At 43.8% G+C, this 13,673-nt stretch carries 11 protein-coding genes; 9 read left to right on the forward strand and 2 right to left on the reverse strand.

Features of this window, described 5'->3' with window-relative positions; translation table 11 throughout:
* Window positions 1–11 precede the first annotated feature (11 nt).
* Both BLS20_RS11395 and BLS20_RS11400 read left to right on the forward strand, forming a co-directional pair.
* Window positions 12–2,408, forward strand: a complete 2,397-nt coding sequence (locus BLS20_RS11395; protein ID WP_090174493.1) for a sensor histidine kinase — start codon at window positions 12–14, stop codon at window positions 2,406–2,408.
* 79 nt (window positions 2,409–2,487) lie between these two features.
* Window positions 2,488–2,700: a hypothetical protein gene (locus BLS20_RS11400; protein WP_090174494.1), complete on the forward strand. Its 213-nt coding sequence runs from the start codon at window positions 2,488–2,490 to the stop codon at window positions 2,698–2,700.
* A gap of 50 nt (window positions 2,701–2,750) precedes the next feature.
* On the opposite strand, the gene BLS20_RS11405 is transcribed toward BLS20_RS11400, so the two are convergent.
* Window positions 2,751–5,312, reverse strand: a complete 2,562-nt coding sequence (locus BLS20_RS11405; protein WP_090174495.1) for a heavy metal translocating P-type ATPase — start codon at window positions 5,310–5,312, stop codon at window positions 2,751–2,753.
* A 12-nt stretch (window positions 5,313–5,324) separates the two neighbouring features.
* Window positions 5,325–5,633, reverse strand: a complete 309-nt coding sequence (locus BLS20_RS11410; RefSeq protein ID WP_090174496.1) for a metal-sensing transcriptional repressor — start codon at window positions 5,631–5,633, stop codon at window positions 5,325–5,327.
* Window positions 5,634–5,781: 148 nt separating this feature from the next.
* Between BLS20_RS11410 and BLS20_RS11415 the strand changes: the two genes are divergently transcribed.
* From BLS20_RS11415 to BLS20_RS11445, 7 genes are all read left to right on the forward strand, one after another.
* Entirely contained in the window at window positions 5,782–7,161 is a 1,380-nt protein-coding gene (locus BLS20_RS11415) for a TldD/PmbA family protein (protein ID WP_090174497.1), read from the forward strand.
* Window position 7,162: 1 nt separating this feature from the next.
* Window positions 7,163–8,509, forward strand: coding sequence for a TldD/PmbA family protein (locus BLS20_RS11420; RefSeq protein ID WP_090174498.1), 1,347 nt, complete (start codon window positions 7,163–7,165; stop codon window positions 8,507–8,509).
* A 3-nt stretch (window positions 8,510–8,512) separates the two neighbouring features.
* On the forward strand, window positions 8,513–8,773 hold the full coding sequence (locus tag BLS20_RS11425; RefSeq protein ID WP_090174499.1) for a hypothetical protein: 261 nt from the start codon (window positions 8,513–8,515) through the stop codon (window positions 8,771–8,773).
* A gap of 33 nt (window positions 8,774–8,806) precedes the next feature.
* On the forward strand, window positions 8,807–10,240 hold the full coding sequence (gene pdxR / locus BLS20_RS11430) for a MocR-like pyridoxine biosynthesis transcription factor PdxR (RefSeq protein ID WP_090174500.1): 1,434 nt from the start codon (window positions 8,807–8,809) through the stop codon (window positions 10,238–10,240).
* 328 nt (window positions 10,241–10,568) lie between these two features.
* Window positions 10,569–12,311 (forward strand): GH25 family lysozyme, encoded by a 1,743-nt coding sequence (locus tag BLS20_RS11435; protein ID WP_090174501.1) that lies wholly within the window; start codon window positions 10,569–10,571, stop codon window positions 12,309–12,311.
* A 14-nt stretch (window positions 12,312–12,325) separates the two neighbouring features.
* Window positions 12,326–12,958, forward strand: coding sequence for an endonuclease III (gene nth / locus BLS20_RS11440; RefSeq protein WP_090174502.1), 633 nt, complete (start codon window positions 12,326–12,328; stop codon window positions 12,956–12,958).
* Window positions 12,959–13,669, forward strand: a complete 711-nt coding sequence (locus BLS20_RS11445) for a 3'-5' exonuclease (protein WP_090174503.1) — start codon at window positions 12,959–12,961, stop codon at window positions 13,667–13,669.
* The last annotated feature ends 4 nt before the right edge of the window (window positions 13,670–13,673 follow it).

Raw genomic sequence — 13,673 nt, forward strand, 5'->3', positions numbered from 1 at the left:
AGAAATTGAGTATGAAAATAAAAAATACATGGGTACGCGCAATTGTGATTGTGATATGTATCCTGATTTCTGTAGTAGGAAGCATGAGTATTGCCCTTCTGGCTGTACTGCAAAGCACCGGGGTCTATTCGGGATCGAGTGCAAGCACATCGACGCAGCTGTATAACGATGCCAAAGAGCGCACAGCTCAGCTGTTGTTATATGAAAATAATCCTACAAATGAAGACGCTTATCAAGGATCCATATTGGAAGATCAAGGGATTCGGTTTGGTGTTATTAAGACAGATAATGGAGCCCTGACAGATGATATGTTGGCCGATTCGAGCCGGTATGTCTACTCAACGCTAGAAGAGGCGGATTATAAAGACGTCGACCAGCTAGACACTTGTCTTCTTGAGTGGGGAGCGATGACCACGAGCGTTCCGGTGGAATATTTTTATGAGGATCCACAGGTGATCCAGGGCCAGGAGTATATGGGGGAGGAACAGGTAACAGGATTCGTCTATGATGATTTATCCGGGAGCTTATATATCTGCGTTGGAGATCGGTATTTTTCCACAGTAGCTTTCACAGCCAGTGAAGAAGAGATTAAAGAATGGAAGAGTAATGTTGTATCCCTACAATATGAGACAAGAAAACAAGGCAATCAGACGCTGCTAAAAGTAGGGAATTCCTATTATTCAACTTATAGCGGAAGTGACTATCTTGAGTTTTCGCTTGATGGTGGATATGATTATGCCGTGGCAACGAAAGATGTTGCGAGTTGTTCAGATGATAATGGAATAAATGGTGTGACTTATGATGAGGGATGGATTGACGGACTAAACCAATATAGTGCAGAAGAACTGTATGTTACAGGTGGAAACAAAGCAGATTCAACGATGCAAACATACGCAGTTGTATTTGCAGATGCAAATGGCCTTGCAAATCGCGCGGCGTCGATGAACCGGTATGATTATTTTGCACAGGCAAATTTCGTGGAAAGTATTTCCGAAAGTGGAAGAATTATTATTCCATTTGTGATTGTAGCATGTCTGGTAGTTGGGGTATTGCTCTTTGCTATATTAATACAATCGGCAGGATGCCGTGCTGACCATGATGAGGTGACGCCGCGTACGATTGACGAGCTTCCAATGGATGTATTTACCGTGCTTACCGTTATGGGAGTCGGAATCGGGGTGATACTGTTTTGTGCATTTTCAAAATGTTCCGGATCATCTGCCATCGTACTAATGTGCATTGTGGTTGCACTTGTAGCATGGCTGATTATTGCCTGGGCAATGAGTTTATCGGTGAACCGAAAGCTGCATAGAGTCGGTAAGAAGTCTTTGATTGGAAGACTGGTAATCTTCATTATACACAGTCAGCTAAACGCACAGCAAAAGGCTACGCTGACGCAGATAAAAGGTCCGGTGTGGTTAGTCTTTGGTATATTTGTTGTACTGGAAATAATCGGAGTCGCAGTCTTTTGTGAATCTGCATTTACAGCAATGTTTTGGGTGCTTTGGCTGGTGGAGAAAATCATCTTTGCTTTGCTGCTTGGCAAGATCTTAAAACAGTATGCGTCTCTTCGCATTGCGGCGCAGAAAATTGCATTGGGAGAGATTGAATATCAGGTAGATACCTCGAAGATGTTTCCGGGGCTTAATGCTCACGGAAATGATTTAAATCATATTGCTGAGGGTCTGCAAAATGCGGTCGCAGACAGGATGCGTTCAGAAAGAATGAAGACGGAGCTGATTACAAATGTATCGCACGATATCAAGACGCCGCTGACATCGATTATCAATTATGTAGACCTTCTTCGTAAGGAAGATCTGGATAATGAAAATGCACGCCAATACTTAGAAGTGCTCTCTAGACAGTCTGACAGGTTGAAGAAATTAATTGAGGATTTATTGGAAGCTTCGAAGGCTTCGACCGGTAATCTTAAGATGGATTTTGAGCGGCTGCATGTGGGCGTAATCTTAACCCAGGTGATTGGAGAATTTGAAGAACGTCTTTTGGAAAAGGGAATTACGTTAAGAGTGCAAGATGCCGATTCGGATACCGAGATCCTGGCAGATGTAAGGCATTTGTGGAGGGTTTTTGATAACTTAATGACCAACATTAATAAATACGCACAAGAGCAGACTAGAGCTTATATTAATCTGAAAGAAGAAGATGGATATGTGGTCATTACATTTTTAAATACTTCCAAGGAAGAGCTGAATATTTCGGCAGAAGAGCTGGTGGAACGTTTTGTGCGTGGAGATGAGTCAAGAAATACCGAAGGAAGCGGACTTGGGCTTTCGATTGCCCGTTCACTTACGGAGCTTATGAAGGGACAGATGCAACTTGCGATTGAAGGTGATTTGTTTAAGGTGATTTTGAAATTTCCGATGGCACTTCCAGAAGGGAAGCAGTAAAGGAAACTCCCACAAAGCCTCTCTTATGTGCTATAATGAACGCAGTGAGTAGGAGAGGTAACAGGAGGAACATTTACAGATGAACGATCTATTTCGGAATATTTTAATTACCGTCATTTTGGTTGCAATTGTGGCGCTGATTGGACTTGGAATCTGGAAGATGCTGGTCAAGTATGCGAAGGAGCATCACACGATGGATGAGAATACATCGACCGATGAAGAGACAGAGGGAGCCGTAAGTGATGTATCAATGATTGATTTTGGTACATGTGTAGCAATGATTGAAGAATAAAAAAGACAGGACACAGAAACTTTTGAATTAAGTTTCCGTGTCCTGTTTCATTACTGAATCGATGTTACGGTATAACCGGCATCGGTTACGGCTTTGGTCAGTACTTCATCGCTGACATCGGCGCTTAGTTCACATACAGCGTTGTCTTTTTCGTGACTGGCTACAGCGCTTACGCCATCAATAGCGTTGAGTGCTTCGTTAACGCGTGCTTCGCAGTGCGGGCACATCATTCCCTCAATACCAATTGTTTTCGTCATGATAGGTTCCTCCTTTTGTGATTTGTGTATATCGACAAGGTCGAGAATTTTAGTTTTCGCATTCTCGTCCGAAGCGAGCTTTAAGTAACGGGTGTCGTGCTTCTTGCTGTGTATATTGGTCAGGTTCAGCCTAAGTGCGTTGCTGACAACGCATACACTCGAAAGGCTCATGGCAGCGGCACCGAGCATTGGATTAAGCTTAAGCCCAAAGGCTGCATAGTAACAACCGGCGGCAATCGGAATGCCGATGACATTGTAGAAAAATGCCCAAAACAGATTCTGTCGAATGTTCCGAAGAACCTGCCGGCTTAAGCGAATTGCAGCGCTGACATCCGGCAGCTGATTCTTCATTAGAACCACGTCGGCAGCATCAATGGCAATGTCGCTTCCGGCACCGATGGCCATACCGACATTGGCGCTGGTTAGAGCTGGTGCATCATTGATGCCATCTCCGACCATCATAACATGACCAATCTCTTTTAAGGCGCGGATGATGCTTTCTTTTTCATCTGGTTTGACCTGTGAGATAACATGGTCAACGCCGGCAGCTTCGCCGATGGCATTTGCTGTCAGCTCTTGATCACCGGTCAGCATAATGACCTGCATTCCCATGCGTTTTAAATCTGCGATTGCTTCGCGAGAAGTATCACGGATGACATCGGCAACAACAATCATGCCAAGGAAGTGATCTTCTCTGGCAAAGTATAAAGCGGTTTTGCCTTGCCTTAAGAAGGTACCGGCTTGTTGGATAAGTGCTTTGGGAACAACGCAATAGCGGCGTATTAATTCCAGGTTGCCGCCATAGCAGCTAACATCGTCTATTTTGGCGCGAATGCCATATCCGGATAAGGTTTCATAGTCGGTGACTTTGTGACCTTCTAAAGAAGGCAGCCGGTCGCACGCTAAGATGGCCTTTGCAAATGGATGCTCGCTTCGCTCTTCTAATAATCCTGCGATGGTAAATAATTCTTCCGCGGTAATGCCATCTGCAAGAATTTCATCTGTCACTTGCGGCGCCCCGTTAGTGATTGTTCCGGTCTTATCAAGAACGATAATTTGCGTTTTGCCTGTGGACTCTAAGATGGCCGCAGTCTTAAACAAGATTCCGTTTCTTGCACCAATGCCATTTCCAACCATGATGGCTACCGGAGTGGCAAGGCCGAGTGCGCAAGGACAACTGATTACGAGAACAGAGATGGCTCGTGATAAAGCAAATGAGAATTCCTGTCCTACAAATATCCAAATGACAAAAGTAATGAGTGCAATCAGCATAACTGTTGGAACAAAAATGCCGGATACTTTGTCTGCAGCCCGGGCAATTGGTGCTTTGGTAGCGGCAGCATCACTCATCAAAGTGATAATCTGTGATAGCGTGGTATCTTGTCCGACTCTGGTCGCTTCGCATGTCAGATAACCACTTTTTAAGATTGTTGCGCTTGAAACCGCACTTCCAATCTCCTTTTCAACCGGCAAAGATTCGCCGGAAAGGGCGGATTCGTCTACGCTTGCGTTTCCGCTGATAACGCGTCCGTCAACCGGAATCGATTCGCCGGCACGGACAATAAAAGTATCGCCGGTTTTGACCTGGTCGATAGGTATGGACATCTCTTTGCCGTCATTGAGAATGGTGGCAGTTTGGGGAGCTAGGTCCATAAGTCCCTTAAGCGCATCCGTGGTGCGTCCTTTTGAGAGGGCTTCTAGGAATTTGCCGATGGTAATCAGCGTTAAGATCATAGCAGCTGATTCAAAGTAAAATTCGTGCATATATTGCGAAATCGCTTCCTGGTCGCCGCTTCCGTATGCGCCGCTCATGGCAAAAAGTGCATATAGACTGTAGATGTAAGAAGCACTGGCGCCGAGTGCAACGAGGGTGTCCATATTGGGGCTACGGTGAAACAGCGAAGTGTAGCCACCTATAAAAAATTTCTGGTTGATAACCATAATCATTGTAGTAAGAAGTAGTTCATAAATACCCATGGCAAGGTGGTTATCGGCCATGATAGGAGGAAGCGGCCAGTCCCACATCATGTGTCCCATGGAAACATACATAAGCGGAACAAGTAAGATAACAGAAGAAATCAGTCTTCGCTTAAGGATGGGGATTTCTTTGTTTTCTAAGGAAGAAGACTCTATCGTATGGGCAGCGGCATCGCCTGTGCCTTTTTCGCTTGCACCATAGCCGGCTTTTTCAACCGCTTCGATAATCGCTTGTACAGAGGCATCGCCTTGTACATTCATAGAGTTCGTCAAAAGGCTTACGGATGCTTCGGTAACACCGTCTACTTTATTGACTGCATTTTCGACACGGGCACTGCAGGCTGCACAGCTCATGCCGGTAATATCGAATTGTTTCATAAATAATTGCTCCTAGTTCTTCATTAATTTTTGAAGTACGGTGACTAATTCGTCGATGACTTCATCATTTCCGTCCTTAATGTCGTGAATCACACAGCTTCGGATATGATTTTCAAGAAGCTTGTTGTTAAAGCTCGCAACAGCTGAGGAAATAGCGGACATCTGAGTTAAGATATCGATGCAATACGTATCTGATTCGAGCATCTTCTTAACACCTCGAACCTGTCCTTCTATGCGGCTTAAGCGGTTCATGAGATCCTTGTATTCCTTTTCACCGCGTACCTTGGTGCGTTCGTTGCAACATGGTTTTGTTTCACTCATAAGGTCACTTCCTTTCGTTATGTCGACTTAAGATACCCCTCGGGGGTATACGTTGATAAAACTAACTATATACCCCATGGGGGTATTTGTCAAGCTGCGTAAATGTAATATAATAAGAGGCAACGAATAAAGTCTGGAGAATAGAATTATGATTGAGGAAAAAATAATACAAAGGGTGCTCGAAAAAGCAGCATCAACAGGAGCGGATTACGCAGAACTGTTCGCAGAAAGAACCTCGGAACATGTAATGAGTATGTCCGGCTCGAAGGTAGACAAGATGGTGGATGGTGTTATCGCCGGTGTTGGAATTCGTGTATTTAAAGGTGTTAAGAGTGTCTATGGAAGTACCAGTTTTATGGATGAAAAGTCCTTGATGGAATTGGCCACTCAGGTGGCTGATGCAATTTCGCAAGGTGGTGCGGTGCTTGATATTTGTTTGACACCTCAGCTGGTAGTGGATCATCATTTGGTAGAAATCTCGCCGGGGGAGGCCTCTAAGTCGGATAAGCTGGATTTGTTAAAAGAGGCTTATTTTGCGGCTAAGGAATATCATGACGTGATTGATCAGGTGCAGGGATCTTTTGCAGATAAGGATAGACAGATCTTAATTGCAAACAGCGATGGTTTACTTACGATGGATCGGCAACAAAGAAGCCGTCTTCGCATTGAGGCTACGGCATCCAAAAAAGGAGAGAAACAAAGCGGGACATTTGCACCGGGAAGCCGTATGGGACTTGAATTTTATCAGGATATGAAGCCGTCTTATATCGGCGAGCGTGCAGCAAAGCAGGCGCTGACGCTGATTGATGCCTCCTATTGTCCGGCAGGCAAGATGACCGTTGCGATTGAGCATGGATTTGGCGGAGTCATCTTCCATGAAGCGTGCGGCCACTCGCTAGAGGCTTCGGCAGTTGCGATTGGTCAGTCAGGATTTGCAGGCAAGATTGGTCAGCAGATTGCCGGGGAGAAAGTGACGGCGATTGATGATGGGACGATTCCAAACGCCTGGGGCTCTGTTAATATTGATGATGAAGGAACCAGGACACGTCGTAATGTGCTGATTGAGCATGGCGTTTTAAAAGGCTACATGGTAGATAAATTAAATGGAAGACGGATGGGAATGGAATCAACGGGAAGCTCCCGCCGGGAGAACTATTGTTATGCACCGACTTCGCGTATGACGAACACATTTATCGATAATGGACCGGATAGAAATGAGGATATCATCGCTTCAATGGATTATGGTCTGTACGCAAAAGACATGGGCGGAGGATCCGTCAATCCGGTAACCGGTGAATTTAATTTTTCGGTAAGAGAGGGTTATATCGTAAGAAATGGTAAGATCTGTGAGCCGGTCAGAGGCGCAAGTCTGATTGGAAAGGGAACAGAAATTTTGATGAATATTGATATGGTCGGACAGAATCTGCTTCGCGCACAGGGAATGTGTGGGGCATCAAGCGGAAGTATTCCAACCGATGTCGGTCAGCCCCTGATTCGTGTTTCATCTATTACGGTAGGAGGACGTTAACATGCAGTATCAAGAGTTTAAAGACGCTGTGATTGCCAAGGCAAAGGCAGCAGGACTTACAGAATATGAATTATACTATGCGCAGGACAAGAGTATAGAGGTGGAAACCCTTTTAAAAGAAGTGGACAAATACATGACATCGGAATCGGCCGGAGTATGCTTTCGGTGTATATACAAGGGAAATATGGGATATGCTTCTACGGAGCTGTTTGATGAGGAGCAGGCTGCACATCTTGTGAAGGCGGCTATGGAAAATGCTTCTTTGATTGAGGAAGAATCCGAGAATTTCATTTATGCAGGAGGGGCTGAGTATCCGCAAATTGCCCCCAAAAGCCGTGAAAAGGCGGATACAAGTGAGTTAATGGGAGCAGCTGTGAAGCTGCAAGAGTATCTGTTTGACAAGGATGAACGAATCAGTCAGGGAACCCAGTCGATGAGTGCGACGGGAGGCGGCAAGGTCGCAATCTACAATTCCAATGGCATTGATCTGGAAAATGAATACGAATACGATATGGTTGTGACGGTTCCGATTATCGCAGAAGGACAGGAGATGTATAATGCTGTCGAGTATGATATGGGAGAACTTGGCGAGATGAATCTTGAGAAGGTTGCGCAAAAGGCATATGAAAAATGTGTACGCACAATCGGCGCAAAGCCTGTTGCATCCGGCAACTATCCGGTTGTATTTGAAAGGCGCACCATGCAGGCGCTTTTGGCAAATTATTCTACTGTTTTTTGCGCAGATAAAGTGCAAAAGGGGCTATCCTTATTAAAGGGAAAGCTGGGGAAAACGGTTGCTTTTGAAGGGGTTACCATTCTAGATGATCCGATGTATGAAGGCGGTCTGATTCGAAGAAGTTTTGATGATGAAGGCGTTCCGGCGCAAAAGAAAGCGGTTGTGGATGCGGGAAAACTAAAGACGTTTTTGTATGATTTGAAGACAGCAGCGAAAGACCATGTGACGAGCACCGGAAATGCGGCAAAAGCAAGCTATGACTCTGCGGTAATGGTACGCCCGAGTCAGATGTATATGAAGCCGGGGGAGAGCAGTTTTGATGAGCTTTTAAAAAAAGCAGGTGATGGAATTGTAGTGACGCAGATTAGTGGTATGCATGCAGGTGCAGATACGACAAGCGGGGACTTTTCGTTGAATGTACAAGGCTATCGGGTCCGGGATGGCAAGGCGGCTGAGCCGGTAAACCAGATAACCGTGGCAGGTAATTTCTATCAAATGCTAAAGGATATTATTGCAGTGGGTGATGATCTTGAGATGGGCATTCCAAAGGGGAGTTCAATCTTTGGTGCGCCGTCTGTGCTGGTGGCATCTATGGCAATTGCAGGAGAATAAGTGATGGTTAGAACGCAGGATTTATTGAATATCAATTATTATAAAAAGGAACCATTTTCGGGAAGTGATACGTCGATGCGCTATTATATTCGCAAAAAGACGGTGGAGGATGAAGAGGTCTTAGAAGCATTTGTCTATCCGCAACCGTATTGCTTTGAAGAGACAAAGGAGGAGGAAAAGGTTTCGAAAGAGTTCCCGTTTTCGAATGAGGGATTAGAAGAAGTGGCAGCATGGCTCAATGAGATGCATGTAAAGTTTGAATAAGTAAGACACATAAAGTGAAAGAAGATAGCGAAGATGATAACATACGATTTGGAAAAACGTGGAAAAGAAGCTTTGTACGTGTATTTGTATCGAAGTATTCGAGAAGATGTCTTAAATGGAACGATTCATCCGCATGAAAAGCTGCCGTCTAAGCGAGCACTTGCAGAACATCTTGGGGTCTCAGTGATTACGGTGGAAAATGCCTATGCACAGCTTGTGACGGAAGGATATATTTATTCGAAAAAGGCCAAGGGATTTTTTGCGAATAAGGTGGAAGCAGAGCTTAAGGATGAGGCGAAGGATTCGGAGTATCTAGAGGAGAAGAAACGCTGGGAAGAGATGGAAGAAAAAGAGCACGAATTTTTGATTGACTTTAAGGCCAATAAAAGTTCGTTGACACATTTTCCAACATCCATCTGGGCAAAGAAAGTTCGTGAAGTGTTATCGCTCCAAGATGAAGAACTATTAAAGACGGTACCTTATAATGGTTTATTTGTGCTACGAAAAGCAATTGCAGAATACCTGTATAGTTTTCGAGGTGTAGAGGTATACCCGAATCAGATCATTATTGGGGCGGGCACGGAATATTTGTATGGACGACTCATGCAGCTGTTTGACAGCAATACGATTATGGCGATTGAAGATCCGGGATACAAAAAATTCTCTGAGATTTCCAAAAGCTGTGGAATCTCCTGGCGCTATATTCCAATTGATGATCAGGGGATGCGCGTGGATAAACTCAAAGAATCCGGTGCAAATGTGGTACATTCCTCGCCGGGAAATCATTTTCCGACGGGAATTGTCATGCCGGTTGCCAGAAGGCAGGAGCTGCTTAAGTGGGCGGGCGAAAAGGAAGAACATTATATTATCGAAGACGATTACGACTGTGAACTTCGCTATACCGGTAAGATGATTCCAACTTTATTTGCAAAGGATGATACCGACAGCGTGATTTATATGAATACATTTTCCAAAAGTCTGGTTCCTTCCATCCGCATCAGCTATATGGTTTTGCCTAAAAAACTGATGCGACGATATCAGGATTCGCTGAGCTTTTATTCTTGTACGGTATCGAGTTTTGAGCAAATGGCGCTTGCAAAGTTTATTTCAGAAGGCTACTTTGAACGTCATATTAATCGAATGAAAAATTATTATAAAGCGCAGCGGCATGAGATATTAAAAGCATTTGGAGCATCGGACATTATGAAGATTGCGACCATTCAAGAGCAAAATGCCGGCACACATTTCTTGTTGAAGATGGATACGACGCTGACGGATGAACAGATTCGGCAAAGAGCCATCAAGGAAGATATGTATCTGGCGCTTCTTAGTGATTACTGTACGATTCCGCAGAAAAAATGGAAGAAAACGATTGTCATTAATTATGCCGGAATTGAGAAGGAGAAGATTCATTTGGCGGTAGAGTTATTGGAAAAAATATTTAAAACTGACCTTATAAAAAAATAACGTACTGATTATTTTAATAAGGCCATATCTGATATACAATACCACTGTAACAAACCTTGAGAGCTACGGCACATGGGTGGAAACATGATATCCTTTTATAGGGAAAGGATGAGCTCGTAGTCTAAGAGGGAATGTATATCTTTCCAATAATATTCGGACACATCTTGTGTTCTAACCATCAACCAAGAAGGACTTTCGCTTATGGCGGAGGTCTTTTTTGTTCCGGTGAAAACGCGGATAGATGAGTGCTTTTGCAAAAATTTTGCATATAAACATGACCTTCGATATAATAGAGGATGTGGAATGAAAAGTTAGGAGAAAAGCTTATATGAAACGAAAAAAGATGACAGCAGTACTTCTTGCCGGAGTGGTTGCATTAAGCAGCGCATTTGTCGGTGCTTTTCCGGGCGAGGATGTTAAGGCGGAAGCGGCAACTACGTCTGCGGCGGATGAAGTGGATGATGAGGATGCCAACAGTTGGCGTTATCAAAATGGGGAGTTGATTGAAGATGCCTCGACAGATTATACTTTGAACGTTGCTTCTTTGGCGGCTCTTTATAAAGCAGCGAGCATTAGTACATTGGCGACCACGGAGTCGACACTTACAATTCCGTCACATAACTTTGACGGAATTGATGTCAGCAAATGGCAGGGGAGTATTGATTGGGCCAAGGTAGCAGCGACAACAGGAAGTTCTAAGGTGGACTTTGCGATTATCCGATGTGGATTTGGTTCTAACTCTACAGACAATGATGATAGTTGTTGGGAGACGAATGCGGATGCTTGTGAGAAACAAGGAATTCCGTATGGTGTGTATCTGTATTCGCATGCAACGACAACTGCGGAACTGGATGATGAAATTGACCATATTATCCGCCTGGTTAAAGGTCACAAGATTGATCTTCCGATTTATCTGGATATGGAAGATACAGATATTACCAGTAATTGTTCAAAATCTCAAATAAATGCGCTTGCGACGTATTACGTAAAGAAGATGCAGGCAAAGGGCTATAAGGCGGGAATCTATGCCAGTCTTTATTGGTGGTATGCATATCTAGATGACTTTGCAACGACAAGCAACGGTTCTTATCACTGGGTAGCGCAGTATAATTCTTCGTATTGCGCCTATGCAGACAATGATTTGGTTGCAGCTTATAATAAGTCATGGGCAACCTATAATTCAAAGCATTATTATGAGACCTGGCAGTATGCAAGTACCGGTTCCGTAAGTGGAATCTCAGGGAATGTAGATATGAATTACTGGTATGGTTCCATGAAACTGGCCAATCTAAGTACCTGTGAGAATGCGTCTTCAGGAGTCTCGCTTAGTTGGAAGAAAGTCAAAAGTGCCAAAAAGTATTATGTATATCGCAAGGTAACGGGCGGTACTTTCAGTAATATTGCAACAACCACAAGTACTTCATATGTGGACACAACGGCAAAGTCCGGTACGACTTATATCTATAAAATCAAATATAAGACCAAGAGTGGAACAACCGGTTATGGTTCTAAGAAGACGATTTTGTATTTGAAAAAACCGACCATCACCAGCGTAACCAACAAAGCAAGCAATATAACGGTGAAATGGAATGCTTCAAAAGGTGCAACAAAATATTATGTATATCGTAAGAGTGCAGGTGGAAGCTATAGCAAGATTGCAACGGTGAAGAATGCAACCTCCTATAAGGATACAACGGCAAAGAATGGAACGACTTATACCTACAAGGTTAAAGCTGTTTGTGGAAGTTACACATCGGTCACTTCGTCGGAAAAAATTGTTCGTGTGAGTAGGGTTTCCATCAAGAAAGTCTCCAAGATAAAATCAAGAACCTATAAGGTAACTTGGTCGAAGAATTCATCGGCAACGGGATATATCCTGCAGTATGCAAAGAATTCTTCGTTTAAAAACAGCAAGAAAGTGACAATAAAAGGGGCATCCTCCCTTAAGTATACCCTTTTGAAACTTACGAAAAAGAAGACGTATTATTTCCGTGTGCGTGTTTATAAAAAAGTAGATGGTGTGACCTATAAGTCGGCCTGGAGCACAACGGTGAAAAAGAAGATTTCCTAAATGCAGGTGGGGATATGGCAGTAACAAAACATACAAAGCAGATTCTTGCGCGTCTGGATGAGGCGTATGGAACGGAGCAGATATGCTATCTGAATCATGAGAATGCCTGGCAGCTGCTTATGGCAACGATTTTAAGTGCGCAGTGTACCGATGCGCGTGTGAATATTGTGACAAAAGATTTATTTGTAAAATATGATTCGCTTGAGAAGTTCGCAAATGCTGATGTTAAGGAGCTTGAAGAGGATATTCGCTCCACGGGCTTTTATCGGAATAAAGCGAAAAACATGATTGCCTGTGCCCGCAGAATTATAGATGAGTTTGGCGGAGAGGTTCCTTCGTCATTGGACGATCTGACTTCACTTGCGGGAGTTGGACGAAAGACGGCCAATGTGATACGCGGGAACATTTTCCATGATCCGAGTATTGTGGTAGATACGCATGTCAAGCGTATTTCCAAAAGACTAGGGCTTACAAAGCACGAGGATCCTTATCAGATCGAACTCGATTTGATGAAGGAGTTGCCAAAGGATCATTGGATTTCTTACAATATGCAAATCATTACATTTGGACGGCAGATTTGCATCGCCAGATCGCCAAAATGCGAGGAATGTTTTCTTGCAGATTTATGCAAGGTAAAGGGGAAATAAATGGATGAGTATATTGTGGTAGACCTGGAGATGACAGGCCTTCAGGTGAAAAGTGACAAGATTATAGAAATCGGCGCTGTGCATGTGCGCGGCGCTGAAATTGTAGATACGCTGCATGTTATGGTTAATCCGAAGCGACGATTGACAGATAAGATTAAGGAATTGACCGGAATTACGCAAGAAGAAGTAGATGCGGGGATTTCGGAAAAAGAGGCATTAAAACAGTGGATTGCATTTTCTAAAGGGCTTGCAATCGTTGGACATAATGTCAGTTTTGATTATTCGTTCCTAAAGCAGCTGTCCATAAATGAAAATCATCCGATTGAACACTGCTGTGCTGACACGCTTAAAATTGCGCGCATATGTCTACCACGACTGAATTCGCGTTCGCTTGATGCGTTGTGCGGGTATTATGGGATTGAGCTAAAAAAACATCATCGAGCTTTGGAAGATGCCTTGGCAACGTATGAGATTTATGATAAGATGAAAAAGGAGTTTGGAAAGACTAATCATGAAGTGTTTGAAGCGAAACCGATGGCGATTCGACTAAAGAAAGTACAGACAATTACATCTTCGCAGGTAGAGCAGATTACAAGACTAAGCAAAAAACTTCATAAGGATCCGCCGGTCAAGCTGAGGGAGATGACACGGGCGGATGCGACGAGATTAGTGGAAAAGTTAATACAACAAGACCGGCAGGAGGGATTATAAGTCT

It is taken from the genome of Eubacterium oxidoreducens, assembly GCF_900104415.1.
GTDB lineage: Bacteria > Bacillota > Clostridia > Lachnospirales > Lachnospiraceae > Eubacterium_C > Eubacterium_C oxidoreducens.